Origin of the sequence: Methylibium sp., assembly GCF_965279545.1 — a bacterium.
Taxonomy (GTDB): Bacteria; Pseudomonadota; Gammaproteobacteria; order Burkholderiales; family Burkholderiaceae_C; genus Methylibium.
The window spans coordinates 1,892,409-1,918,349 of sequence record NZ_OZ257250.1 but is presented as its reverse complement, the minus strand read 5'-3'; the positions used below and the strand labels follow the sequence as shown (position 1 = coordinate 1,918,349).

Here is a 25,941-nt window from a genome sequence, read left to right as displayed (position 1 = left end):
GTTTGATCCCGCTGGGGTCGACAAAGGCTTAGAATCTATCCGTAAATAGTAAACTATCGTCCCGAGCCGCACGTCGCGCGGCCATGGGGCGAATGCATGGCTACACGCAAGCGAGTTGACTCGTGGGTGGTGACTGACGATTTCTGGCAGCGCGTCGAACCGCTGATCCCGTTGCGCGAACGGGCCGCAGACAAGGAGTACCTGCGCAAGCCCGGAGCCGGGCGACCCGCCAAGCCGGCGCGCCAGGTCTTCGAGGCGGTTGTGTATGTGCTGCGCACGGGCTGCCAATGGAAGGCCCTGCCCAAAGAGCGATTCGGCAGCGCCAGTGCGGTACACAAGCGGTTCCTGGAGTGGGAGGCCGCGGGCGTGTTCGAGGCGATCTGGCAAGCCGGTCTTGCCGAGTACGACCAGATGGAGGGCATCGCGTGGCGATGGCAAAGCATCGACGGGGCCATGTTCAAAGCGCCCTTGGCGCAAGAGGCGGTCGGGCGCAACCCGACCGATCGGGGGGAAAAAGGGCAGCAAGCGACACCTGCTGGTGGACGGCCGTGGCGTCCCGTTGTCGCTCGTCGTGACCGGGGCCAATGAGCATGACGTCACGCAACTCGATCAAGTACTGCAGGCCATCATGGTCAAGCGCAAGACCCCAGGCACGCGGCGCAGCAAGCACCTGTGTGCCGACGCTGGATATCGAGGCCGGCCTGCACTGCAGATCATCGAATCGCACGGCTACACCCCTCATGTCGTCGCTCGCCACGCGGAGGCTGATGCCAAGCGGCGCAATCCAGCCAGGAAGGCGCGGCGCTGGGTGGTCGAGGCTTGCCACAGCTGGTTCAACCGCTTCCGCAAGCTGCTCGTGCGATACGAGAAGCTCGAGCGAAGCTTCGTTGCGCTCAACCACATCGCCGCCGCGATCATCGCGTTCCGCAAGGTCAAGTTGACCGTCAACATTATTTACGGATAGGTTCTTAGTCTCAAAAGGCTGGGGCGGCCGCACGGCCGAGACCGCCCCGGCGATTCACTTGCCGGCGCTGGATGCCTTGGCAGCAGGTTTGTCGGCGACCGCGGCGACCGGCTTCTGCGGCTTCGCAGTCGCACCGTAGCCGATGCCGTTGACCGTGAGCCCTGCTTCGGAAAAGCGCTGTGCGTTGCCTTCTCCGACGCCCTTGACGCGACCGATCAGGTCGTCCCAATCCTTGTACGCGCTCTTCTTTCGCTCGTCCAGCAGCCGTGTCGACAGCGCCGGACCGATGCCCTTGACGCTCTCCAGCGCCGCCTGATCGGCCTTGTTGACATCGACGGCGGCAAACGCGACCCCGGCGCAGAGCGCGAGCAGCAAGCTCATCAGCAAACGTTTCAGCATGGCGAATCTCCTGCAGAGTGGTTGTGTGGTTGCAAGGCCCGATCGAGCCCTGCGGCGCCACTCTAGGAGCCGCATTGCGTACTGACCATCCTTCCCAGGAGGGCCACACGAAAGAGGGTTACACGGTCGGTGTCAACCAGCGGACGTAGCGCTCGATGCCGGTGGCCACGTCGCAGAACGCCACGTCGCAGCCACTCGCACGCAAGGCCGTGAGATCGGCCTGGGTGTGGCATTGGTACTTGCCGACGAGCGCTTCGGGGAAGTCGATGTATTGCACGAATCCCTGTGCCACCTGGTCGGCCAGCGACAGCGGCGCAAGGCCGCTCAGCGCCCGGCTGGCATTGATGGTGGCGTGCGCGACATCGTTGAAGGGCTGTGCGCGGCCGCTGCCGAGGTTGAAGACGCCACGGGCCTGTGGATGTTGCAGGAACCACAGGTTGACTGCCACCACGTCGTCGACCGACACGAAGTCGCGCTGCTGCTGGCCCGGCCCGTAGCCGCCGTACTCGCCGAACAATTTCACTGCGCCGCTTTCGCGGAATTGGTGGAAATGGTGGAAGGCGACCGAGGCCATGCGCCCCTTGTGCTGCTCGCGTGGGCCGTAGACATTGAAGTAGCGAAAGCCCGCGATCTGCGTTGCGGCGTTCGGCAGGTGGCGGCGCACGACCTGGTCGAACAGCAGCTTGGAGTAGCCGTAGATGTTGAGCGGCCGCTCGTTGACCGGCTCTTCGCGGAACCCGTTGCTGCCGCCGTAGGTGGCGGCCGACGAGGCATAGAGCAGCCGCGTGCCCTGCGCGAGGCAGGCATCGAGCAGGTCTTTGGAGTTGCGGTAGTTGGTGTCGAGCATGTAGCGCCCGTTGTGCTCCATCGTGTCGGAGCACGCCCCTTCGTGGAATACCGTGTCGACCTTGCCGAACTCGCCGCGGGCGAAGCGCGCATAGAACTCGGTCTTGTCGAAGTAATCGCTGAGCCGGGAGCCGAGCAGGTTCTTGAACTTCGGTCCATCGGTCAGGTCGTCGACGGCGATCACGTCGTCGATGCCGAGCCGGTTGAGCCCCAGCACGATGTTGGAGCCGATGAAGCCCGCTGCTCCGGTGACGACCACCTTCATTCGAACAACTCCTCGTAGCTGACGCTCGCCGTGCCGAACTTGCCGACCACGATGCTGCCGGCCCGGTTGGCGAACGGCATCGCCTCGCGCGGGTCCAGCCCACAGGCCAGCAGCGCGGCCATCGTTGCGATCACGGTGTCGCCGGCGCCGGTCACGTCGAACACTTCACGCGCCTGGGCGGGCACGCTGGCGTCGCCTTGGGCGTCGAACAGCGTCATGCCTTCTTCGCTGCGTGTCAACAGCAGCGCCTGCAGGCCGAGCTCGGTGCGCAGGGCCTGGGCCCGTTCGCGCAGCTGCGCCTCGCTGTTCCAACTGCCGACCACCTGCGCGAGCTCGGCACGGTTCGGCGTGATCACGCTCGCACCGGCATAGCGGCGGTAGTCACTGCCCTTGGGATCGACCAGCACGGGTTTGCCCGCCTGACGCGCCAGCTCGATCATCCGCGGGATGTGTTCGAGCCCGCCCTTGCCGTAGTCGGAGAACAGCACCGCGTCGTGGCTGACGAGGGCGCGTTCGTAGTCGGTGAGCATCTCCGCCAGCACCTCGTGGTCGGGCTGGTTCTCGAAGTCGATGCGGATCAGCTGCTGTGAGCGGCCGATGACGCGCAGCTTGACGATGGTGTAGAGCTGCGGATCGCTGCCGAGCAAGGTTGCCACGCCGTCGCGTTCGAGCAGGCGCTTGAGCGTGCGCGCCGGCTCGTCGTCGCCGACGACGGTCAGCAGTGTCGCCTGGGCGCCGAGCGACTTGACGTTGAGCGCCACGTTGGCGGCACCGCCCAGGCGCTCTTCCTCGCGGTTCACGCGCACGATGGGCACCGGTGCCTCGGGCGAGATGCGCTCGACGGCGCCGAACCAGTAGCGGTCGAGCATTGCGTCGCCGACCACCAGCACGCGACACTGGCCGAGGCGCGCTTTCGTGAGCGTCGTGTTCACTGATCCTCCAGCCGCGTCGGCGGGTAGCTGTCCCAGCTGTGGCAGCCCGGGCACTGCCAGAAGTAATGCTGGGCCTCGAAGCCGCAGGCTGCGCAGCGGTAGCGTTGGTTTGGTTTCGCGGCGGTCGCGGTGACCTGCAGCAGGTGTTCTGCGTCGGTTGCCGACGGCGCCAGGCCCTGCGCGCTCTGCTCCTTGAGCAGCGCCGTCGCCGCGGACAAGGTCGGATGGGCCTGCAGGTGCCGACGCAGCCGGGCATGCCGCGCCGCCGGGTCGGTCTCGATCCGCAGCAGGGCATTCACGAGGTCGAGACTCGGCACCCGTTCGTACGCAGCCTCCAGGTGCAGTCGCGCATCGGCCGCCTCGTCACAGGCGAGGGCACTGCTTGCGTAGTCCGAAGCGACGAGCGTGAAGGCACCTGGCTGCGCGGTGAGCAGCTCGCCCCATGCAGCGAGGGCTTCACGGTGCTGGCCGGCGCGCGCGTGGCGCTGGCCCGCGATGACGCGTGGCCGCGCAGCCTGTGGTGCCACCTCGCGGGCCTTGCGCAATGCCGCATCAGCCTCCTCGGGCCGGCGGCGCGCGTCGGCTTCCAGCGCGATCTCGCAGCTGTAGTGCGCCATGCGGTTGGCGAACGAGCCCGCACCCGCGGCCTCGAGCTTGCGTGCCGTCTCGATGGCGGCATGCCAGTCGCGCGAGCGCTCGTGCAGCGTCAGCAGCTCGAGTCGCGCGTCGGTCGCGAAGGCGGTGCCTTCGAGGGCGCGGAACGCCGCCTCGGCACGGTCGAACAAGCCGGCCTTCACGTAGTCCTGCGCCAGGGCATGCTGCGCGCGTTCGCGCTCGGTGGCGGGCAGGTCGCCGCGGCCGAGCAGGTGTTGATGCACCCGCACCGCGCGCTCATACTCGCCGCGGCGGCGGAACAGGTTGCCCAGCGCGAAGTGCAGGTCCGAGGTGCCGGGGTCATGCTGCACGGCCTCGATGAAGGCGTCGATCGCCTTGTCCTGCTGTTCGTTGAGCAACAGGTTCAGCCCCTTGTAGTAGGCCTTCGGCGACTCCTGCTGCTCGCGCTTCCACTGGCGCACGTCGAAGCGCGAAGCCAGCCAGCCGAGCGCGAAGGTCACCATCAGGCCGAGCAGGGCCAGTGGCAGCGTGGTCAGCGGGTCAAAGTCCATCGCGGGGAGGGTGCTCGGGGAAGGCGGGTTCGGTGCCGCGAGCGGCGTCGGCGTCGAGCATCGTGGTTGCCGTCTCGCTCCGCGGCCCCTGCTGCTGGGCGACGCGCCGGTGCTGCCACCAACTCGGCAGCATCGCGAAGATGCCAAGAGCGCAACCCAGGCCGAAGGCACCAAGCACGATGAATACCATCGGGGCGCGCCATTCGCGGCCGAAGAACCACTTGAGCGCCGCGTCGTGCTGGTTGTTCAGCGCGAACGCGAACAGCGCGAAGAAGATGGCGGCTCGCAGGAGCCAGATGAGAGCACGCATCGTCGACGATTCTAGCGACGGCGCCACCGCCAGGCCGTGCGCGCCAGGGCTCAGGCCGAAGGTTCGTCGCGTGCCTGCTGCGCCTCGGCCTCGAGCGCTGCCGTGCGTGCGTCGACGGCCTCGCGCAGGGCCTTGCCGGGCTTGAAATGCGGAACGAGCTTCTCGGGGATCACGACCTGTTCGCCGGAGCGCGGGTTGCGGCCCATGCGCGGCGGGCGGCGGTTGATCGAGAAGCTGCCGAAGCCGCGGATCTCGATGCGGTGTCCGCGCGCGAGTGCATCGCTCATCGCGTCAAGGATGGTCTTGACGGCGAATTCGGTGTCGCGGTGGGTCAGCTGGCTGAAGCGCTCACCCAACAGGGCCACGAGATCGGAACGGGTCATGGAGTGGGGCGGTTGCGTTCGTTGCCATCATCGAAACGGTACGGCCTGTGCGCATGCCCTCCCGGATGAAGGGCATGCGCACAGGCTGGAAACCCCGCAGGGTCTCCAGCCTTCGCGGGACTCAGGAGTTGTTCTGGTCCAGCTTGGCCTTCAGCAGGGCGCCGAGGCTCGTGGTGCCGGCGTTCTCGCGCTCGGACGACTGGGCCAGGCGCTGCATCGCTTCCTGGTTGTCGACGTTGTCCTTGGCCTTGATCGACAACTGGATCGAGCGCGTCTTGCGGTCGACGTTGATGATCAGGGTGGTGACTTCGTCGCCTTCCTTCAGCACGTTGCGTGCGTCTTCCACGCGGTCGCGGGAGATCTCGCTGGCGCGCAGGTAGCCGGTCACGTCGTCGGTCAGCTGGATCTCGGCGCCGCGCGCGTCGACCGTCTTGACCTTGCCCGTCACCGTCATGCCGCGGTCGTTGACCGAGGTGTAGGTGGCGAACGGGTCGCCGTCGAGCTGCTTGATGCCCAGCGAGATGCGCTCGCGCTCGACGTCGATCGCCAGCACGAGAGCCTCGACTTCCTGGCCCTTCTTGTAGTTGCGCACCGCGGCCTCACCCGGCTCGTGCCAGGACAGGTCGGACAGGTGCACCAGGCCGTCGATGCCGGCCGCCAGGCCGACGAACACGCCGAAGTCGGTGATCGACTTGACCGGGCCCTTGAGCTTGTCGCCGCGCTTGTGGTTCTGCGCGAACTCGTCCCAGGGGTTGGCCTTGCACTGCTTCATGCCCAGGCTGATGCGGCGCTTGTCCTCGTCGATCTCGAGCACCATGACCTCAACCTCTTCGCCCAGCGTGACGAGCTTGGACGGGGCGATGTTCTTGTTGGTCCAGTCCATCTCCGAGACGTGGACCAGGCCTTCGATGCCCGGCTCGATCTCGACGAAGGCGCCGTAGTCGGCGATGTTGGTGATCTTGCCGAACAGGCGGGTGCCGGTCGGGTAGCGGCGCGAGACGCCGACCCAGGGGTCGTCGCCCATCTGCTTGAGGCCCAGCGAGACGCGGTTCTTCTCGGCGTCGAACTTCAGCACCTTGGCGGTCAGCTCCTGGCCGACCGTGACCACCTCGCTCGGGTGGCGCACGCGGCGCCAGGCCATGTCGGTGATGTGCAGCAGGCCGTCGATGCCGCCGAGGTCGACGAACGCGCCGTACTCGGTGATGTTCTTGACCACGCCGTTGACGAAGGCGCCTTCGCGCAGCGTGCCGAGCAACTTGGCGCGCTCTTCGCCCATCGAGGCCTCGACCACGGCACGGCGCGACAGCACGACGTTGTTGCGCTTGCGGTCGAGCTTGATGACCTTGAATTCCATCGTCTTGCCTTCGAACGGCGTCATGTCCTTGACCGGACGCGTGTCGAGCAGGGAGCCGGGGAGGAAGGCGCGGATGCCGTTGACCAGCACGGTCAGGCCGCCCTTGACCTTGCCGTTGACGGTGCCGGTGACGAAGTCGCCGGACTCGAGCGAGGTCTCGAGCGACATCCACGATGCGAGGCGCTTGGCCTTGTCGCGCGACAGGATGGTGTCGCCGTAGCCGTTCTCGATCGCGTCGATCGCGACGGAGACGAAGTCGCCGACCTGGACTTCGAGCTCGCCCGTGTCGTTCTTGAATTCCTCGATCGCCACATAGGCTTCGCTCTTGAGGCCGGCATTGACGACCACGAAGCTGTGCTCGATGCGGACCACCTCGGCGGTGATCACTTCGCCGGCGCGCATGTCGGAGCGCTTCAGCGACTCCTCGAACAGGGCGGCGAACGATTCCATGCCTTGCGACGAGGCAGTTGCGGTTTGACTCATTGGGGTTTCCTGAGGCCGGCGTTCCGGCGATTTGCCACTCGCGTGGCGGGTTAGGTTGAAAGAACCGCCGCTTCAGCGCACCTTGCAGTGCTGAGGGGAAGCAGCGGGCCTGGGGCCTTCAGTCTTCGTGCGGAGCGCGAGAACCGAAGGGCTGCACGGCATCCCACCAATCCAGCACCTGATCCACCGAGGTTTCGACGGACAGGGCCGAGTTGTCGAGCAACCGGGCATCCTGGGCCGGCTTCAAGGGCGCCACGCTGCGATTCTGGTCGCGGGCGTCGCGCGCCTCCAAGTCGGCTCGGAGGTTTTCGATATTAGACGAAATCCCCTTTGAAATCAACTGCTTATGCCGTCGCCCCGCGCGCTGCTCGCTGCTCGCGGTGAGAAAGACCTTGAGCGCCGCGCCGGGGAAGATGACCGTGCCCATGTCGCGCCCGTCCGCCACCAGGCCGGGCAGGCGGCGGAACGAGAGTTGCAACTCGACCAGGGCCTGGCGTACCGCGGGCAGGGCGGCGATCTGCGAGGCCAGGCTGCCGACCGCTTCGTGGCGCAGTTCATCGCTGACATCCTCGCCGGCCAGCAGTGCCTGCTGGCTCTCGAAGCGCAGTGGCAGCGCGCGCGCGATGGCCGCGACGCCGGCTTCGTCGCCGGCCGGCACGCCCTGGCGCAGCGCGGCCAGGGCCGTGGCCCGGTAGAGCGCGCCGGAGTCGAGATGGTGGTAGCCCAGCCGCTCGGCGAGTGCACTGCCGAGCGTGCCCTTGCCGGAGGCGGTCGGCCCGTCGACGGTCAGCACCGGGATGCGATCGTGTCCGGAGGCGGCCACGCCGAACAGGGCGTCGAAGTAGCCGGGGAAGGTCTTGTTGACGCAGCGCGGGTCGAGAATACGCACCGGCACGTCGCCGCCCGCCAGCGGATTGAAGGCCGCCAGCGAGGCGCACATCGCCATGCGGTGGTCGTCGTAGGTGTGGATCGCCGCGGCCCGCCAGCGGGCAGGCGGTGTGACCTCGATGAAGTCGGCGCCTTCGAGCACCGTCGCGCCGAACTTGCGCAGTTCGATGGCCATTGCGGCGATGCGATCGGTCTCCTTGACGCGCCAGCTCGCGATGTTGGTCAGGCGCGTGGTGCCGGCGGCATACAGCGCCATCACCGCCAGCGTCATCGCGGCGTCCGGGATGTGGTTGCAGTCGAGCGTGATCGACCTCAACGGCCACGCGCCGCGGCGCACCACCAGCGCGTTCGGCTCCTCGGCGATGTCGGCGCCCATGGCCCGGGCGGCATCGACGAAGCGGATGTCGCCCTGGATCGACGCCGAGCCGACGCCCTCGATGCGCAGCGGCGCAGCGGCGGCGGCCATGGCCCCGGCGGCGATGAAATACGACGCCGACGAGGCGTCACCCTCGACCGCGATCTCGCCCGGTGAGCGGTAGGCGCTGCCCTGCGGGATGACGAAGCGTTGCCAGCCTTCACGCTGCACCGTGATGCCGAAGCGCGCCAGCAGCGCCAGCGTGATCTCGATGTAGGGCTTGGAGATCAGTTCGCCGTCGACCTCGATCGTGATCGACCGCTGCGCGGCCACCAGCGGCAGCGCCATCAGCAGCGCCGTCAGGAACTGGCTGGAGACGTCGCCGCGCACGCGGATCGGCGCGTCCAGCTTCAGCGTGCCGCGTTCCAGCCGCAGCGGCGGATAGCCTTCGCTGCCCAGGCAGGTGATCGTGCAGCCCAGCGGGCGCAGTGCATCGACCAGGTCGCCGATCGGCCGCTCGTGCATGCGCGGCACGCCGCTGAGTTCGAAACGGCCGCCCTGGTCGGCGGCCAGCAGCGCCAGCGCGGCGGCCAGCGGCCGCATCGCGGTGCCGGCATTGCCGAGGAACAGGCTGGCCTCGCGCACCGCCAGCCGGCCGCCGAGGCCGGTGACGGCGAGCGCCGCGCCGTCGGCTTCGATCCGGCAGCCCAAGGTGCGCAGCGCGTCCAGCATCACGCGCGTGTCGTCGGAGTCGAGCAGATCGAGCACCCGGGTGCGGCCGGCGCACAGGCCGGCCAGCAGCAGCACCCGGTTGGAGATGCTCTTGGAGCCGGGCAGCCGCACCGTGCCGCCCGCGGCCTGGAGCGGGGGGATGTCGAGGAAGGCCCGGGGCGTCGCCACGCTCAGCGGCTGCCGCCCGGCTTCGGGCTGCTCATCTGCCAGCCGGCGCGCATCTCCGAAGCGTTGCGGATCAGGTCCTCGAGCGCCTCGCTGTTGCCGAGCTTCATCACGTGCTCGAGCGCGTCCAGCGTGTGGCGAAAGCGCTGCGACTGCTTCAGGATCTCTTCGCGGTTGCTCATCAGCACGTCGCGCCACATCACCGGGTCGCTGGCGGCGATGCGGGTGAAGTCGCGAAAGCCCGGGCCGGCCAGCGAGAGAAAGTCGCGTCCGGCCGGCTGCTTGGCGACCGACGCGAAGTACGCGAAGGCCAGCAGGTGCGGCAGGTGGCTGACGGCCGCGAACGCGGCGTCGTGGTTCTCCGGGCTCATCTTGAGCACCTGGCAGCCGATCGCGGCCCAGACGTCGGTGGCCTTCTGCACCAGCGCGGCGTCGGTCTGCACCAGCGGCGTCAGGATCACCTGGCGGTTGGCATAGAGGTGGGCGTCGGCGTTCTCGATGCCGGAGACCTCCTTGCCGGTGACGGGGTGCGCCGGCACGAAGCAGCCGACCTTGTCCTTCAGCACACGGCGGGCCGCGTCGACCACGTCGCGCTTGGTGCTGCCGACGTCCATCAGCATCACGCCGGGCTCGACCAGATGGCGGATCGCCTTGAGCGTCGCCTCGGTCGCCGCCACCGGTACGGCCAGCAGCACCAGGTCGGAGCCCGAGACCGCCTGCAGCGCCGACTCTGCGGCGGTGTCGATCACGCCGAGCTTCCTGGCCTTCTCGGTGGTCGAGGGCGACTTGCTGTAGCCGACCACCCGCTTGACGAGGCCGGCCCGTTTGAGCGCGAGCGCGAACGAGCCGCCCATCAGGCCGCATCCGATCACGCCGAGTTGATTGAACATGAAGGCGCAGGCGCTCAGTGAACGTCGAGCGGGTAGGTGCCCAACAGCTTGAAGAAGGAGCAGGCCGCGCGCAGCTCGGCCAGTGCCGCGGCGACGGCCGGCTCGTCGGGGTGGCCTTGCAGGTCGATGTAGAAGTAGTACTCCCATTGATCGGCGCTGCGTGCGGGGCGCGACTCGAAGCGCGTCATCGACACGCCATGCTGCTTCAGTGGCACCAGCATGTCGTGCACCGCGCCGGGCCGGTTGTTGACCGAGACGACGAGGCTCGTGCAGTCGTGGCCGGAGGCCTTGGGCTGCGGATGCCGATCGGGGTGCGTGACGATCACGAAGCGCGTGCGGTTGTGCGGGTCGTCCTGGATGGCCGGCGCCACCACGTGCAGGCCGAACTCGCTGCCGGCGCGTTCGCTCGCCACGGCGGCCAGCGTCGGGTCCAGCGAGGCGAGCCGTGCGCCTTCGGCATTGCTCGCCACCGGGCGGCGCTCGACGTCGGGCAGGTGGTAGCTGAGCCAGCCGTGGCATTGCGCCAGCGCCTGCGGGTGGGCGCAGACCGCCTTGATGCCGGCCAGCGAGTTCGCCTGGCGCAGCAGGTTGTGGCGCACGAACAGGCTGGTCTCGCCGATCAGGAACAGCGGTGTCGTGAGCAGCAGGTCCAGCGAGCGTGCCACCACGCCTTCCGTCGAGTTCTCGACCGGGACGACGCCGAAGTCGGCCGCGGCCGCCGTGGTGGTGCGGAACACCTCGTCGATGCTGGCGCAGGGCACCCGCACGATCGAACTGCCGAAGTAGCCCAGCGCGGCCAGTTCGCTGAAGGTGCCGGCCGGGCCGAGGTAGGCGACGCGGGTCGGGGTTTCGAGCGCCCGGCAGGCCGACATGATCTCGCGCCAGATCGGCGCCACGCTGTCGGTCTGCAGCGGACCGGGGTTCGCCGCCTTCAGGCCATCGATCACCTGCGCCTCGCGTTCCGGCCGGAACACCACCGAGCCCTCGCGCTTCTTGATGCCGCCGACCTCCTGTGCCAGCGCGGCGCGGCGATTGAGCAGCACCAGCAACTCGCGGTCGACGGCATCGATTTGCTGGCGCAGGCTCAGCAACGCGGGGTCGAGGGCGGAGGCGGCGGAATCAGCCATGGCGTTGCGCAAATTCTCGCATGTAGGCCACCAGCGCCTGCACGCCGGCCAGCGGCATGGCGTTGTAGATCGACGCCCGCAGGCCGCCCACGCTCTTGTGGCCCTTCAGTTGCAGCAGGCCGCGGTCGTGCGCGCCGGCCAGGAAGGGCGCATCGAGCGCATCGTCGGGCAGGAAGAAGGGCACGTTCATGCGCGATCGCCCCTCGCGGGCGACGCGGTTGAGGTAGAAGCCCGAACCGTCGATCGCCGCGTACAGCAGAGCGGCCTTCTCGATGTTGCGCTGCTCGATGGTGGCCACGCCGCCTTGCGCCGCCATCCACTCGAACACCAGGCCGGCGATGTAGATCGCGTAGGTCGGCGGTGTGTTGTACATCGAGCCATTGGCGGCGACGACCGAATAGTCGAAGGCGCTCGGGCAGATCGGCAGCGCATGGCCGAGCAGGCCCTCGCGCACGAACACGAGCGTCAGGCCAGAAGGGCCGATGTTCTTTTGCGCCCCGGCATAGGCCAGGCCGACACGCGACCAGTCGATGGGCCGTGAGCCGATGTGCGACGAGCAGTCCACCACCAGCGGCGCGTCGCAGCCGAGCGCACGCAGGTCGGGCAGTTCGTGCATCTCGACACCGTTGATCGTCTCGTTGCTGCACACGTGCACGTAGCTCGCGTTCGCGCTGAGCCGCCAGCCGGCCGGCGCAGGCAAGGTGGTGTGGTTGGCCGCGCCGGCGGCTTCGTTGCTCGCCACGATGCGCGCCTCGCCGTAGCGCAGCGCTTCCTGGTGCGTCTTGATCGACCACAGGCCGGTGATCACGTGGTCGGTCACGCCACCACGCGACAGGTTCAGGGGCACGATCGCGTTCTCGGCGATCGCGCCGCCCTGCATGAACAGGATCTTGAACTCGTCGGGCACCGCGAGGAGTTCGCGCAGCCGCGATTCGGTGCGCGCGAAGATCTCGCCGAACTCCCGGCCCCGGTGGCTCATTTCCATCACGCCCATGCCGCTGCCGTGCCAGTCGAGCATCTCGGCCGCGGCCTGAGCGAGCACCGGTTCCGGCAATGTCGCCGGGCCGGCGGAGAAGTTGTAGGCGCGCGCCACGGCGGCTCAGGGCTTGGTGGCCGACGGTCCGCCCAGCTTCATGGCGCCCTGAGGTTGCAGACCGTTGCCTGCGGGGCCGCTGGCGCCACCTGGAGGTGTGGGTGTAGGCGCGGCGCTGAGGATCTTGGCCATTGTTGCGTGCAGCGTCTTGACCTTGGCCTCGACCGTCGGCTGAACGTCGGCCACCAGCTTTCGTCCGAGCGTCTGCTCAATCGGCGACTGAATCTGTTGCATTTTCTTGTACACGGGAGACTCGTAGAAGGCGAGAAGCTGACGCAGATCGTCTTCCGTGTACTTTTCTTCGACCGCTGGCAGCATCTGGGACTGAGCCAGCTCCTGGGCGCGCTTGCGGACGACAGGATTCAACTCGTCGGCGTACTTGCGCGCTTCGCTCTCCAGCTGCTTGGCCACAGCAGCGCGCTTTTCGGCCGGCACCTGGTTGCGCAGCACGGGTTCGGCTGCGCTGAGAAACTGCAAGGCCGGACCTTCGACCATGCTGCGCGCCGCGCTGTCCAGCGAGGCCTGCTGCAGCGCCACCCAGCGCTTCGCGAGATCGCGCTTCGCCGGACTGCTGACGGGGGCCGATGCCGCGGAGGCCGGCGTGGCGGAGGCCTGGGCCAGCGCAGCGCCGGCGCAGACGGCGAATGACAGCGCGAAGGCCGTCGCAAAGGGACGCAGGGTCATCATGAGGTCGGTTGTTCTTCGGTGTCGGCGGCATCGCTGCCGGCGTCGTTCTCGACGATGCGCTGCAGCCCGCTGAGCTGCGTTCCGTCGTCGAGGGCAATCAGCGTCACGCCCTGGGTCGCGCGGCCGAGCTCGCGGATCTCGCTGACGCGCGTGCGCACCAGCACGCCCCGGTCGGTGATCAGCATGATCTCGTCCTCGGGGCGCACCAGCGTGGCTGCCACGACGCGGCCGTTGCGCTCGGTCTGCTGGATCGCGATCATGCCCTTGGTGCCGCGGCCGTGGCGCGTGTACTCGGCAATCGAGGTGCGCTTGCCGTAGCCGTTCTCGGTGGCGGTGAGCACGCTCTGCGTCTCGTCTTCGGCAACCAGCATCGCGATCACGTTCTGGCCCGGCTCCAGCGCCATGCCGCGCACGCCGCGGGCGTTGCGCCCCATCGGCCGCACGTCGTCCTCGTCGAAGCGCACCGCCTTGCCGCCGTCGGAGAACAGCATCACGTCGTGCTTGCCGTCGGTCAGCGCCGCGCCGATCAGGTAGTCGCCCTCGTCGAGATCGACGGCGATGATGCCGGCCTTGCGCGGGTTGCTGAATTCGTCGAGCGTGGTCTTCTTGACCGTGCCCAGTGCGGTGGACATGAAGATGTAGTGGTCCGACGGGAAGCTGCGGAACTCGCCCGTCAGCGGCAGCACAACGGTGATCTTCTCGTTGGGCTGCAGCGGGAACATGTTGACGATCGGCTTGCCGCGCGCGGCGCGTCCCCCCTGCGGCACCTCCCAGACCTTGAGCCAGTAGACGCGGCCGCGGTTGCTGAAGCACAGCATCCAGTCGTGGGTGTTGGCGATGAAGAGCTGCTCGATCCAGTCGTCTTCCTTCGTCTGCGTGGCCTGCTTGCCACGGCCGCCGCGCCGCTGGGCACGGTATTCGGCCAGCGGCTGGCTCTTCACGTAGCCGGTGTGGCTGAGCGTGACCACCATGTCGGTGGGCGTGATCAGGTCCTCGGTGCCGAGTTCCTGCACGTTGTGCTCGATCACGCTGCGGCGCGCGCCCAGCTTGGTCTGGCCGAACTCCTGCTTCACCGCCAGCAACTCATCGCCGATGATGGTCGTGACGCGCTCAGGCTTGGACAGGATGTCGAGCAGGTCGGCGATGTGCGCCATCACCTCCTTGTACTCGCCGATGATCTTGTCCTGCTCCAGTCCCGTCAGGCGCTGCAGGCGCATCTGCAGGATTTCCTGGGCCTGGTCGTCCGACAGGCGGTACAGCCCGTCGGTCTGCATGCCGTAGTGCGTCGGCAGGCCTTCGGGGCGGAAGGCATCGCGGCCGCCGGGGGTGTCGGCTGCGGCGCGCACCAGCATTTCGCGCACCAGCGAGGAGTCCCAGCTCTTGTCCATCAGCCCCTGCTTGGCCAGCGGCGGGGTGGGCGAGTTCTTGATGATCTCGATGAACTCGTCGATGTTCGCCAGCGCCACCGCCAGGCCTTCGAGCACGTGGCCGCGCTCGCGCGCCTTGCGCAACTCGAACACCGTGCGCCGCGTGACCACCTCGCGCCGGTGCTCGAGAAAGACCGCGACCAGCTCGCGCAGGTTGCACAGCTTGGGCTGGCCATCGATCAGCGCCACCATGTTGATGCCGAAGCTGTCCTGCAGCTGGGTCTGCTTGTACAGGTTGTTCAGCACCACCTCGGGCACTTCGCCGCGCTTCAACTCGATGACGACGCGCATGCCCGACTTGTCGGACTCGTCCTGGATGTGGCTGATGCCTTCCAGCTTCTTCTCGTGGACGAGCTCGGCCATGCGCTCGAGCAGCGTCTTCTTGTTCACCTGGTAGGGAATCTCGTCGACGATGATCGACTGGCGCGCGCCCTTGTCGATGTCCTCGAAATGGCACTTCGCGCGCATCACCACCTTGCCGCGCCCGGTGCGGTAGCCCTCGCGCACGCCGTTCAGGCCATAGATGATCCCGGCGGTCGGGAAGTCCGGCGCCGGGATGATCTCCATCAGCTCGTCGATCGAGGCCTCCGGGTTCTTCAGCAGGTGCAGGCAGGCATCGACCGTCTCGTTCAGGTTGTGCGGCGGGATGTTCGTCGCCATGCCCACCGCGATGCCGGCCGAACCGTTGACCAGCAGGTTGGGCAGCCGCGTCGGCAGCACCAGCGGCTCCTTCTCGGAGCCGTCGTAGTTGGGACCGAAGTCGACCGTGCCCTTGTCCAGGTCGGCCAGCATCTCGTGGGCGATCTTGGACAACCGGATCTCGGTGTAGCGCATCGCCGCGGCGTTGTCGCCGTCGACCGAACCGAAGTTGCCCTGGCCATCGACCAGCATGTGGCGCAGCGAGAAATCCTGCGCCATGCGCACGATGGTGTCGTACACCGCGGTGTCGCCGTGCGGGTGGTATTTACCGATCACGTCGCCGACGATGCGGGCCGATTTCTTGTACGGCCGGTTCCAGTCGTTGTTCAGCTCGTGCATCGCGAACAGCACGCGCCGGTGCACCGGTTTCAGGCCGTCGCGCGCATCCGGCAGGGCTCGGCCGACGATCACGCTCATCGCGTAGTCGAGATAGGAGCGCCGCATCTCCTCTTCGAGGCTGATCGGCAGGGTTTCCTTGGCGAACTGGGTCATGCGAAGTCGGGAGGTGGTCCGCGGTGAGGGGGCCGCGGGGCATGTTGCAGGCGCCGGGCTTGCAGCATTGGCTGGCGGTAAACAGTCGATTCTAGTGGCCGCTCGCTGTCGCAGCAGCGCAACAGCGGTCGCAGGTGCGCCATCCGCGCCGGCCTAAGTCTTGTCGCTGCAAAGCCATATGGCACAATGATTTGTCGGTCCTGAAGCACTCTTTTCATAGAGCGCTTGATAGTTTCGCTCGATATATCCGCATGGACGTCTGCCGTTATCACGGCCTACCGAGAGAGGAAAATCATGAATAAATTGAACAAGGTGGCAATGCTCTTCGCGACTGCCGCGATCGCCACCTCCGCTTCCACCGCGTTTGCCCAGACGGTCGACAACTGGAAGAACGTCGATGGCAATGTCTGGAAGAACGGCACCAACGAACTGTGCTGGCGCGACAACTTCTGGACCCCGGCCACCGCTGACGAGCGCTGCGACGGCGCGCCGCCGAAGGCTCCGCCGCCCGCGCCGGTGGCCGCCCCCGCGCCGGCTCCGGTCGCCCCGCCGGCTCCGGCACCCGCCCCGGTTGTCGTGCCGGTGCCGGTCAGCGAGAAGGTGACCTATGCCGCCGATGCGTTCTTCGACTTCGACAAGGCCACGCTGAAGCCCGAAGCCAAGGCCAAGCTCGACGACCTGGCCGCCAAGATCGCCGGCCTGAACCTGGAAGTCGTGATCGCCGTCGGTCACACCGACTCGGTCGGCAGCGATGCCTACAACCAGAAGCTGTCGCTGCGTCGTTCCGAAGCCGTCAAGGCCTACCTCGAGTCCAAGGGCATCGAGAAGAACCGCATCTACACCGAAGGCAAGGGCGAGAAGCAGCCTGTGGCCGACAACAAGACCGCCGAAGGCCGCGCGAAGAACCGTCGCACGGAAATCGAAGTGGTCGGTACCCGCGCCAAGAAGTAAGTAGGCTTGGCCCGCTTCGCAACCCCGCTTCGGCGGGGTTTTTTGTTTCTCCCCTCGACTGCCTCTACCATCGGCTCATGACGACGAACGACGCTGCGGCGATGAACGCCGACCCTCAGGAACTCGCGAAGTTCGGTGACCTGGCTCATCGCTGGTGGGATCCGGACAGCGAGTTCCGGCCACTGCACCAGATCAATCCGCTGCGCCTCGAGTGGCTCGCGAAGCTGGCGGGCGGCCTGAAGGGCAAGCGCGTGCTCGATGTCGGCTGCGGTGGCGGCATCCTGTCGGACGCGATGGCCCGCCAGGGCGCCGAGGTGCTGGGGATCGACCTGTCGAGCAAGGCGTTGAAGGTCGCGCAACTGCACGCCCTCGAGGCGGCGACGCCCTCGGTGCAGTACCGCGAGATCGCCGCCGAGGCGCTCGCAGACGAGCAGCCGGGCCGCTACGACGTCGTCACCTGCATGGAGATGCTCGAGCATGTGCCCGACCCGTCGTCGATCGTGCGGGCCTGCGCCGCGCTGGTGCGGCCGGGTGGCCAGGTCTTCTTCTCGACCTTGAACCGCAACCCCAAGTCCTTCCTGTTCGCGATCGTCGGTGCCGAGTACCTGCTGAAGCTGCTGCCGCGCGGCACGCACGAGTACGCTCGCTTCATCCGGCCGAGCGAGCTGGCGCACTGGTGCCGCGATGCGGGGCTCGACGTGAATGCCACCCGCGGCATGGAATACAACCCGCTCACGCGCCGCTACTGGCTGAGCGCCGACACCAGCGTGAACTACCTGTTCGGTTGCAGCAAGGCATGAGCGCGCGCTTCGGCGTGCGCGCCGTGCTGTTCGACCTCGACGGCACGCTGGCCGACACCGCGCCCGATCTCGGCGGCGCGCTCAACCGCCTGCGTCAGCGGCGCGGTCTGGCGGCGATGCCCATCGCGCTGCTGCGCCCGGTGGCGTCGGCCGGTGCGCGCGGCATGCTCGGCGTCGGGCTGTCGATGGCACCCGGCGACGAAGGCTACGAAGCCGTGCGCGACGAGTTCCTCGCCGAGTACGAGGCGGCGCTGGACCGCGACACGACGCTGTTCGACGGCGTGGCCGAGTGCCTCGCGGCGCTGGCGCAGCGAGGCCTGCGCTGGGGCGTCGTGACCAACAAGGCGACGCGCTTCACGGTGCCGGTCGTGGCCGGCCTGGGCCTGGATCGCCTGGCCTCGGTGGTGATCTCCGGCGACACGACGCCGCACGCCAAGCCGCACCCGGCGCCGCTGCTGGAGGCCTGTGCCCGGCTCGGCATCGCGCCGCACCAGGCGGTCTACGTGGGCGACGACCTGCGAGACATCGAAGCGGCCCGTGCCGCCGGCATGCCGGCCATCGCCGCGGCCTATGGCTACCTCGGCGCGTCGCCCGATCTCGACGCCTGGCAAGCCGACGCGGTGATCGCGACCCCGCTCGACCTGCTGCCTCTGCTCACCGTGCTCTGAGTGAAAGTAGGGCGTTGACCCGCAAGGGCACGCGCGAGCACACTGCCGCGGGCCTCTGCGTCCGCCGCCAGCGATGAAACCAAACGCCCGACTCCCTTTCCGTTCGCAATGCGGCGCCGTGCCACGCGCCTTGTTGTGGGTCATCGGCGCACTGGCGGCACTGGCCCTCGTGTGGACGCTGCTCATCGGCTGGTGGCTGCCGGGTTTCCTGAAGCCGCGCATCGAGGCGGCGGCCAGCGAAGCGCTCGGCGCGCCGCTGACCGTGGAGCACATCGAGCTGGCGCCCTGGCGGCTGGAGGCCGTCGTGTCCGGCCTGAAGCTCGGGCCCGCCGAGGCCCCGTGGCTGCGCGTCGCCGAGTTGAGGGCCGACGTGTCCAGCGAGTCGCTGTGGCGCCTGGCGCCGGTGCTCGAGCGCGCTCTGGTGCGCGAGCCGCAGGTCGAACTGGAGCGCCTGACGCCCGGTCGCTACAACATCACGCCGATGCTCGAAGCGCTGGCGAAGCTGCCGCCGTCGCCACCCGACGCCAAGCCGACGCGTTTCGCGCTGCACAACATCCGCCTCGAAGGCGGTCGCATCCACATCGTCGATCGCGTTTCGCGCAGTGAGCACCGCATCGAGTCGTTGCAGATCGGCGTTCCCTTTCTCTCCAACCTGCCGTCGCAGGTGGCGATCGACGTCGAACCGCTGCTCGACGCCCGGGTCAACGGCAGCCACCTGCGGGTGCAGGGCAAGACCCTGCCTTTCGCCGAGGGCCGACGCTCGCATGTCGACGTGAGCTGGCAGCAGCTCGACGTGCCGCGCTGGGTCGAGGCCTTCGCGCCGCTGTTGCCGCAGGCGCTGCCGGTCGACGTTTCGCGCGGGCAGCTCGACCTGCAGCTCGCGATCGGCTTCGAGCAACGCCCCGCACCGGCCGCACCGCTGCTGCGCATTGCCGGGGGCGCGACGCTGTCGCAACTGCAGGCCGTCGTGCCGGCGCAGGGCACGCGGTTCGCGGTGGAGCGGCTCACGGTCGAAGGGCTGGACCTGCAGCCGTTGGAACGCAAGGCGGTGGTGGGCTCGGTCCGGTTGCAGGCGCCGCAGGTCGAGCTCGACCTGCCTCGCCTGACCGCCGCCGCGCCGGCCCCGGCCGGCAAGGACCGCCTGGTGCTGGCCGATGCCGCCCCGGCCCGCCCCGCGGCCGCATCGGCCGCCAGCGCCGCGGGCAGCGCGGCCTCGGCGCCGGCCACGGCCGGCGAAGCCGGCGGCTGGCAATGGCGCGTGGACAAGCTCGAGCTGGCCGAAGGCCGCGTGCTGCTCACCGAACCGGCCTGGCCGCAGGGCCAGGCGCTGGCGCCGATCACGCTCAGCGTCAGCGGGCTCGACGCCGGCGCCGCCGCGCCGCCGGCCACGCTGGCCCTGTCGCTCGCCGACGCGCAGGGCGCCAAGGTCCAGGTCGACGGCACGCTGGCGGTCGCCGCGCGCAGCGCCAGGCTCAAGGCCAGCGTGGCCGGCCTGAAGCCGGTGCCCTGGCTCGCCCCGTGGCAGGCGCTGCTGCCGGTGCGCGTGCTGGCGGCCGATGTGGCGCTGCAGGCGCAGGCCGAGGCCGGGCCCGAGGGCTGGTCCGTCAGCGAGGGAGCCTTGCAGCTCGCGGGGCTGGAGCTGCAGCCGCTCGGCGCTGCGGCGCCGGTCGCACGCAAGGCCGCGGCCGCCGACCGGCTGCGCTTGTCCCGGCTCGAGGTGAGCGGGCTGCAGCTGAACGCGCGCGCCGCCGAGCCGATCGCGGCCCGCATCGCCGCGGTGAAGCTCGACGGCCTGGACCTCGAGGCCTCCCGCAGCGAGCGGGGCGTGATCGCGTGGCAGCCCCCGCCCGCCGAAAAGGGCACGGCACCCGCCGCGGCGGCGCCCGCGCCCTCCGGCCCGCCGCCGCGCTGGCAGCTCGGCGAGCTGAGCTGCAACGGCTGCGCGGTGACCCTCAGCGACCGCAGTGTCAAGCCGGCCGCGACCTTCGGCGTGACGCGCACCGACCTCAAGCTGCGCCAGCTCGACAGCGACCCGGCGCAGTCGCTGTCCTTCGAACTCGCCACCCAGCTGCGCCACGGGGGCAAGCTGCGCGCCAGCGGCACCGCACGTCCGCAGCCGCTGGCGCTGCGCAGCAAGATCGACCTCGACGCGCTCGACCTGCGCGCGCTGCAGCCCTACATCGAGGCCAGCCTGAACCTCGCGCTCGTGTCGGCCAAGGCCAGCGCGCGCGGTGAGCTGCAGGTCGACGGTACGGCGCAGGAGGCGGTCTCGCTGGCGCGCTGGCGCGGCCGCGTGGCGTTGAACGAGCTGCGCGCGCTCGACCAGATCAACCAGGCCGAGTTCGTGCGCTTCAAGGGGCTGCAGCTCGATGGTGCCGACGCCAGCTGGCGACCCGCGGCCATCGAGGCCGACCTCGGCACCGTCACGCTCGACAGCTTCTACGGCCGCGTGATCATCAACCCCGACGGCCGCATCAACCTGTCCGAGATCGTCAAGCGCCCGGGCGACGCCGCGCCGCGCTCGCTGACCACCGCGAATGCGGCCGACGCGGCCACGGCAGCACCGCGCGCCGCATCGGCCGCATCCGCCGCAGCGGCTGCACCGGCCGCTGCGGCCTCCGGTCCGGTTGCCGCGGCATCTGCCCCTGGCGCCGCCGGCCCGGCAGCGGCTCCGCCGCAACTGCGCTGGCGCGTGATCCGCCTCGCCGGTGGCACCGTGGACTTCACCGACAACTTCATCCGCCCCAACTACTCGGCCAAGCTCACCGACATCGGCGGCGAGGTGTCGGCGCTGGCCTGGAACGACCCGCAGCCGGCCACGGTGCGGATCTCCGGCAAGGTCGATGGCAGCGCGCCGCTCGAGATCGGCGGCACCGTGCATCCGCTGGGGCCGCGGCTGGCGACCGACATCACCGCCAGCGCGCGCGGCATCGACATCACCCGCCTCACCGCGTACTCGGGCCGCTACGCCGGCTACGGCATCGAGAAAGGCACGCTGTCGGTCAAGGTGCACTACAAGATCGAGAACGGCAAGCTCGAGGCCGAGAACAACGTCTACCTCGACCAGCTCACCTTCGGCGCCAAGGTCGACAGCCCCGACGCGCTGAAGCTGCCGGTGCTGCTGGCCGTGTCGCTGCTGAAGGACCGCAACGGCGTGATCGACATCGACCTGCCGATCAGCGGCAGCCTCGACGACCCGCAGTTCTCGGTCGGCCGCATCATCGTGCGCGTGATCGTCAACCTGATCACCAAGGCCATCACCGCACCGTTCTCGCTGCTGGCCAGCGCCTTTGGCGGAGGCGGGCAGGAGCTGGGCTACGTGGAGTTCGCGCCCGGCTCGGCCGAGCTCAGCGACGCCAGCCGCCAGCGCCTCGACACCCTGGCCAAGGCGCTGACCGACCGGCCCGCGCTCAAGCTCGAAGCCACCGGCCGTGCCGACCCGGCCGTCGACGACCCGGCGCTGCGCGCCCAGCACCTGGACCGCCTGATGCGCGCGGCCAAGGCCAAGTCCACCGGCGACCTGGCCGACAGCGTGAAGATCGAGCCTGCCGAACGCGCGCGCTGGCTGGAGGCCGCCTACAAGGCCGCCGACCTGAAGACCAAGCCGCGCAACCTGGTCGGCCTGGCCAAGAGCCTGCCGCCGGCCGAGATGGAGGCGCTGCTGCTCGACAGCGCCCCGGCCGGCGAGCCGGCCCTGCATGCGCTGGCCGACCAGCGCGGCGACCGCGTCAAGGCCTACCTGACCGAGAAGGTGCCGCCCGAGCGCGTGCTGCTCACCGCGTCGAAGCTCGGCACCGAGGGCATCGACGACAAGGGGCGGACCCCCCGCGTCGCCTTCGCCCTCAAATGACGCCGGCAGGGTGGGCGCCGCGCTCTTGAATTGCGCCCGGGACCCACCACCTACAATGCACGCACAGGGGCCGACCTGGTTTCGACGTGGGTGCGGAATTGGAGTGGTGCATGCCGAGCATCAGTGAGCTCGTAAATCCAGCTGAAACAAACCAACTGCGAACGACGAACGTTTCGCCCTCGCCGCTTAAAAACCGGTGAGCGTCTCAACGGCAGGCCGATGGGCCGGGTCCAAGCCGCAAGGTGGAAGGCTGAGACGTCATGCACATCGGCTGGTCGCTCGCTGTGTCACACAGCGTTCGACGAGATTCAGTGACTGGCGTTGTCCGTAGCGTGCTCCTGCGCGACGGCGACGTGAGACCCAAATCAGACAGCTAAGCATGTAGATCTACCTGAGGATGGCTTGCGGACGGGGGTTCGATTCCCCCCGGCTCCACCATTAAAGACAACGCCACACAGTGAAAAATCACTGTGTGGCGTTTGCCTTTGTGGGTTCGGCTTGACGTTTGCCGTCGTTCGTATCACACGTGAATCACACCGAATTTACGCGCGATTCGCACGTGCGGATCAGTCGCTGCCGGCCATCTGCGGTGCCCGGGTCTTCGGGCGCTTGCATTCCTGCGGAATGAACTTGCCGACGCGGTCTTGGACCGACGGGAGCGAGTACCCGGCGCCGGCTCACCGCACGATTTTCTTCAGGTTCTCGGCGCGGTCCAGGCCTTTCGCTTCGGCGTAGCCCTTCACGTCGCGAAAGATCGTGCCTTCGAGGTCGGCCTCGGTGAAGTCTGCTCCGGAAACATCGGCTCCTGTCAGGTCGGCGCCGCCGAGCTTGACGCGAAAGAAGTTCGCACCGCGCAGATCGCTGCCCCTGAGGTTGCTGAATGTCATCAGGGACCGATTGAAATCGGCATTCGCGAGCGTGGCGCCGGCCAGGTTGGCGTTGGACAGGTCGGTCCGCATTTGCCCCATGCCCTGGTTCTTGATGTTGACGCCGACCATGGCGTTGCGGAAGTCTGCCCCGGAGAGGTCGGCACCGGGCAGGTCGGCGATGAGCTTGACGCCGCTCAGGTTCGCGCCCTTGAAGATGGGCATCTTCCTGACCGCGCCGCCCAAGATCACCACCGACAGCAGGCTCGCGCGAGTCAGGTTCGCGCCCGTGAAGTCCGTGCCCATCAGCCAGGAGCCGTTGAGGTTGGCGCCTTCCATCTGCGCGCCGCGGAAGTCGGACTGCACGAGTTTGCTGCCGAAGAAGCTGACGCCCTGAAGCTTCGCATGGCGGAAGTCGAGCCCGCTCAGGTCGAGGTCCGACAGATCCTTGCCGGCAAAGTCTGCCGGCGCCGACGGCGACGCATGCTTCAGCATCGCTCCGACCTGATCTGCCGAGAGTTCGGCAGCCAGCACATTCACGGCACCGATGCCTGCCAGCAGCAACGACAGGGCGAGGGCCGCGACCCGCAGGATTGCCTTCATCTCGTCTCCTCGGCTTCGCGCCTTGGCATGCTACGCGGCAATCCAGCCGAGCCCGCGAGCCAGAAGCAGAATCGAAACAGCAGCACTGGTCGCCGCGAACGCCTGCTGCAGCCGGGCGCCGGCCAGGCGGGCGGCGACCAGGCGTCCCGCGAGCAGGGCGACCACGGCACCGATGGCGAAGGGGAGTGCAATGTTCCAGGCGATCGAGCCCTGCACGGCCGCGGCCGCAACGCCACCGATCGACACCAGCGCGATCACGGCCAGTGAGGTGGCGAGGATGCTGCGCGTGGCCAGATTGGTGAAACGGGTCAGCGACGGAACGATGACGAAGCCGCCGCCGACGCCGAGCAGGCCGCTGAGCACGCCGGAGACGGCGCCAGTGCCCGCCAGGGCCCAGGCGCAGGGCCTGGTCCACCTCAACCGTCCCTCGCTGGGGTCGAGCACGCAGGGCAGTCGGGACGTCGGTGTCGCGGCCCCCGCTGCGGTGCTGCGGCGTGCTTGGTTGAACATGCGCAAAGCCACGTAGGCCAACACGATCGCGAAGGTGACCATCAGTGGCCCGTTCGGTATCAGTCGCGCCAGGTGCACGCCCAGAGGTGCCAGCGCCATGCCCACGAGCCCGATCACGGCGGCGGCCCGGTATCGAACCAGGCCGTCGCGCAGGCCGAGCGCGGCGCCGAGCGCGGAAGACGCGCCGACCGCGATCAGCCCGACCGGCGCAGCCTGCATGATCGACAGGTGCAGCCCGAAGACCAGCAGCGGCACCGCCAGGATGCCGCCGCCGGCGCCCGCGAGCGCCAGGATCAATCCGACCACCGCGCCGAGGCCGAGGCCGATCGCGCTCACTTCCATCAAAGGGGCCCGCTCACGTCGTCATCTCGGGCTGCACCAGCCACTCGCGGCCCTTGAGCATGGCCTGCCAGTACAGCGGCGGCAGGATGCGTTCCTTCAGGTACCAGGCCGCGCGGGAAGGCCGGGTGCCGTCGATGAACCACTTCGGGAAACTCGGAGCGACCTTGCCGCCGTACAGAAACTCGGCCAGCACGATCTTGCCGCGCTCCACCGTCAGCGGGCAGGAGCCATAGCCGTCGTACTGCGCTTCGCCCTTGGTCTGGCCTCTGGTGCTGAGCACGTTGTGGGCCACCACGGGCGCCTGCTTGCGTGCCGCGGCGGCAGTCTTGGCGTTCGGCGTGTTGCCGACATCGCCGAGCGCGAAGACATTGGCAAACTGCTTGTGGCGCATCGTGGCCGGGTCGATGTCGACCCAGCCCGCCGCATCGGCCAGCGGGCTCACGCGGATGAAATCGGGCGCTTTTTGCGGTGGTACGACGTGGATCATGTCGAACTCCCGGGTGACGAACTCCTTCGTGCCGTCCGCGTTGGCCTTGCTGAACGTCGCCTTCCTGGCGGGGCCATCGACGGCCACCAGCGTCTGGCCGAAGTTCAGGCCGATGCCATAGGCCTCGACGTATTCCATCAGCGCCGGCACGTAGTCCGCCACGCCGAAGAGCACGGCGCCGGCGTTGCAGAACTGGATGTCGACGGCCTCGAGCACACCGCTGCGACGCCAGTGGTCGGCCGAGAGGTACATCGCCTTTTGCGGTGCGCCGGCGCACTTGATCGGCATCGGCGGCTGTGTGAACAGCGCCTGGCCGCGATGCAACTGCTGAACCAACTGCCAGGTGTAGGGCGCGAGGTCGTAGCGGTAGTTGGAAGTGACGCCGTTGCGCCCGAGCGTCTCCGACAGACCTTCGATGCCGTGCCAGTCGAGCTTGAGACCGGGGCACACCACCAACTGCTTGTACTTGACCACGCGGCAGCCATCGAGGATGACCGCGTTGCGCTCGGGCTCGAAGGCAGCCACTGCCGACTTGATCCAGTGCACGCCGCGCGGCAACACCGAGGCCATCGTGCGGGCCGTGGTGCCGGCATCGAACACGCCTGCGCCCACCATCGTCCAGCCCGGCTGGTAGTAGTGGATGTCGGCCGGGTCGATGATGGCGATGTCGAGCTTCGGGCTGCGCGACAGCAGGCTCGCCGCCACCGAGATGCCTGCGGCACCGCCGCCGATGATCACCACCTCGTGCGTTGCGTCGGCCACCTCGACCGGTGTCTTGCCGCCGTTGACGATGCGTCGCACCACGCCCTTGAGGTCGAAGCCTGCCTTGGACGACAGCTCGATGATCTGTGGCAGCGACATCCTTCCGGCTTGCGACAGCGCCCACATGGTGGTCGAGCGCATGCCGGTGCGGCAGAACGCCAGCACCGGTTTCGGCAGCTCGGCCATCAGCGCGCCGAAGGCCGCACCTTGCTCGTCGGTGACCTTGCCCGATTCGGCCGGCAGGTAGCGCACCTGCAGGCCCTGGTCGGTGGCCGAGCGCTCGATCTCGCCGTACACCGGCTGATCGGATCCTTCGCCATCGGGGCGGTTGCAGATCACCGACCGAAAGCCCGCTTCTGCGATCGCCCGCATGTCGGCGGCGGCAAGCTGGGGCGCGACCGACAGTTCGCCGGTGAGGGGGCGGATGTCCATGGGCTTTGTCTCC

General features: G+C 68.4%; 21 protein-coding genes and 1 other RNA gene. 6 read left to right on the top strand and 16 right to left on the bottom strand.

Annotated features, from left to right (window positions below):
* Window positions 1–96 precede the first annotated feature (96 nt).
* Window positions 97–964 (top strand): IS5 family transposase gene (locus ACQY9S_RS08920; protein WP_428424942.1). Its coding sequence is split into 2 segments (ribosomal slippage): window positions 97–518 and window positions 517–964, totalling 870 coding nucleotides; the frame shifts between segments, so codons are not numbered across the junction.
* A gap of 54 nt (window positions 965–1,018) precedes the next feature.
* On the opposite strand, the gene ACQY9S_RS08915 is transcribed toward ACQY9S_RS08920, so the two are convergent.
* The 13 genes from ACQY9S_RS08915 to gyrA all read right to left on the bottom strand — a co-directional run bounded on the left by ACQY9S_RS08915 (window position 1,019) and on the right by gyrA (window position 15,657).
* Window positions 1,019–1,363, bottom strand: a complete 345-nt coding sequence (locus ACQY9S_RS08915) for a ComEA family DNA-binding protein (protein WP_428424940.1) — start codon at window positions 1,361–1,363, stop codon at window positions 1,019–1,021.
* A gap of 118 nt (window positions 1,364–1,481) precedes the next feature.
* Window positions 1,482–2,474, bottom strand: a complete 993-nt coding sequence (gene rfaD, locus ACQY9S_RS08910) for an ADP-glyceromanno-heptose 6-epimerase (protein ID WP_428424938.1) — start codon at window positions 2,472–2,474, stop codon at window positions 1,482–1,484.
* Window positions 2,471–3,343, bottom strand: a complete 873-nt coding sequence (gene rfaE1 / locus ACQY9S_RS08905) for a D-glycero-beta-D-manno-heptose-7-phosphate kinase (RefSeq protein WP_428425664.1) — start codon at window positions 3,341–3,343, stop codon at window positions 2,471–2,473. Before rfaE1 ends, rfaD begins: the two co-directional genes overlap by 4 nt.
* A gap of 59 nt (window positions 3,344–3,402) precedes the next feature.
* Window positions 3,403–4,572 (bottom strand): lipopolysaccharide assembly protein LapB, encoded by a 1,170-nt coding sequence (gene lapB, locus ACQY9S_RS08900; protein ID WP_428424936.1) that lies wholly within the window; start codon window positions 4,570–4,572, stop codon window positions 3,403–3,405.
* Window positions 4,562–4,882 carry a lipopolysaccharide assembly protein LapA domain-containing protein gene (locus ACQY9S_RS08895; protein ID WP_428424934.1) on the bottom strand — a complete coding sequence of 107 codons (321 nt, stop codon included), beginning with the start codon at window positions 4,880–4,882 and terminating at the stop codon, window positions 4,562–4,564. The genes lapB and ACQY9S_RS08895 overlap by 11 nt, the downstream gene beginning before the upstream one ends.
* A 50-nt stretch (window positions 4,883–4,932) precedes the next feature.
* Window positions 4,933–5,265 (bottom strand): integration host factor subunit beta, encoded by a 333-nt coding sequence (locus tag ACQY9S_RS08890; RefSeq protein WP_428424932.1) that lies wholly within the window; start codon window positions 5,263–5,265, stop codon window positions 4,933–4,935.
* A 121-nt stretch (window positions 5,266–5,386) separates the two neighbouring features.
* Window positions 5,387–7,102, bottom strand: a complete 1,716-nt coding sequence (gene rpsA, locus ACQY9S_RS08885) for a 30S ribosomal protein S1 (RefSeq protein ID WP_428424930.1) — start codon at window positions 7,100–7,102, stop codon at window positions 5,387–5,389.
* A gap of 118 nt (window positions 7,103–7,220) precedes the next feature.
* Window positions 7,221–9,245: a bifunctional 3-phosphoshikimate 1-carboxyvinyltransferase/cytidylate kinase gene (locus tag ACQY9S_RS08880; RefSeq protein WP_428424928.1), complete on the bottom strand. Its 2,025-nt coding sequence runs from the start codon at window positions 9,243–9,245 to the stop codon at window positions 7,221–7,223.
* Between the two features lie 2 nt (window positions 9,246–9,247).
* Window positions 9,248–10,132 carry a prephenate dehydrogenase gene (locus ACQY9S_RS08875; RefSeq protein WP_428424926.1) on the bottom strand — a complete coding sequence of 295 codons (885 nt, stop codon included), beginning with the start codon at window positions 10,130–10,132 and terminating at the stop codon, window positions 9,248–9,250.
* A 14-nt stretch (window positions 10,133–10,146) separates the two neighbouring features.
* A complete protein-coding gene (gene pheA / locus ACQY9S_RS08870) occupies window positions 10,147–11,259 on the bottom strand; it encodes a prephenate dehydratase (protein WP_428424924.1) in 1,113 nt (370 codons plus the stop codon).
* Window positions 11,252–12,352 (bottom strand): 3-phosphoserine/phosphohydroxythreonine transaminase, encoded by a 1,101-nt coding sequence (gene serC, locus ACQY9S_RS08865; RefSeq protein ID WP_428424922.1) that lies wholly within the window; start codon window positions 12,350–12,352, stop codon window positions 11,252–11,254. Before serC ends, pheA begins: the two co-directional genes overlap by 8 nt.
* A 6-nt stretch (window positions 12,353–12,358) precedes the next feature.
* Entirely contained in the window at window positions 12,359–12,889 is a 531-nt protein-coding gene (locus ACQY9S_RS08860; protein WP_428424920.1) for a DUF2059 domain-containing protein, read from the bottom strand.
* 146 nt (window positions 12,890–13,035) lie between these two features.
* Window positions 13,036–15,657 (bottom strand): DNA gyrase subunit A, encoded by a 2,622-nt coding sequence (gyrA, locus tag ACQY9S_RS08855; protein ID WP_428424918.1) that lies wholly within the window; start codon window positions 15,655–15,657, stop codon window positions 13,036–13,038.
* A gap of 294 nt (window positions 15,658–15,951) precedes the next feature.
* Between gyrA and ompA the strand changes: the two genes are divergently transcribed.
* From ompA to ssrA, 5 genes are all read left to right on the top strand, one after another.
* Window positions 15,952–16,608, top strand: a complete 657-nt coding sequence (gene ompA, locus ACQY9S_RS08850; protein ID WP_428424916.1) for an outer membrane protein OmpA — start codon at window positions 15,952–15,954, stop codon at window positions 16,606–16,608.
* Between the two features lie 77 nt (window positions 16,609–16,685).
* Window positions 16,686–17,408, top strand: a complete 723-nt coding sequence (gene ubiG, locus ACQY9S_RS08845; protein ID WP_428424914.1) for a bifunctional 2-polyprenyl-6-hydroxyphenol methylase/3-demethylubiquinol 3-O-methyltransferase UbiG — start codon at window positions 16,686–16,688, stop codon at window positions 17,406–17,408.
* A complete protein-coding gene (gene gph, locus ACQY9S_RS08840; RefSeq protein ID WP_428424912.1) occupies window positions 17,405–18,076 on the top strand; it encodes a phosphoglycolate phosphatase in 672 nt (223 codons plus the stop codon). Before ubiG ends, gph begins: the two co-directional genes overlap by 4 nt.
* Window positions 18,077–18,194: 118 nt before the next feature.
* The gene (locus ACQY9S_RS08835) at window positions 18,195–21,926 is read left to right on the top strand and encodes a DUF748 domain-containing protein (protein ID WP_428424910.1); all 3,732 of its coding nucleotides are present in this window, start codon (window positions 18,195–18,197) and stop codon (window positions 21,924–21,926) included.
* Between the two features lie 66 nt (window positions 21,927–21,992).
* Window positions 21,993–22,364, top strand: a transfer-messenger RNA (tmRNA) gene (ssrA, locus tag ACQY9S_RS08830).
* Window positions 22,365–22,603: 239 nt separating this feature from the next.
* Here ssrA and ACQY9S_RS08825 read toward each other — a convergent pair.
* Genes ACQY9S_RS08825 through ACQY9S_RS08815 form a run of 3 tightly spaced genes read right to left on the bottom strand, consistent with a single transcriptional unit; the run spans window position 22,604 to window position 25,928 of the window.
* Window positions 22,604–23,395, bottom strand: a complete 792-nt coding sequence (locus tag ACQY9S_RS08825; RefSeq protein WP_428424908.1) for a pentapeptide repeat-containing protein — start codon at window positions 23,393–23,395, stop codon at window positions 22,604–22,606.
* Between the two features lie 30 nt (window positions 23,396–23,425).
* A complete protein-coding gene (locus ACQY9S_RS08820) occupies window positions 23,426–24,247 on the bottom strand; it encodes a sulfite exporter TauE/SafE family protein (RefSeq protein WP_428424906.1) in 822 nt (273 codons plus the stop codon).
* A 13-nt stretch (window positions 24,248–24,260) separates the two neighbouring features.
* A complete protein-coding gene (locus tag ACQY9S_RS08815) occupies window positions 24,261–25,928 on the bottom strand; it encodes a TIGR01244 family sulfur transferase (RefSeq protein WP_428424904.1) in 1,668 nt (555 codons plus the stop codon).
* Window positions 25,929–25,941 lie beyond the last annotated feature (13 nt).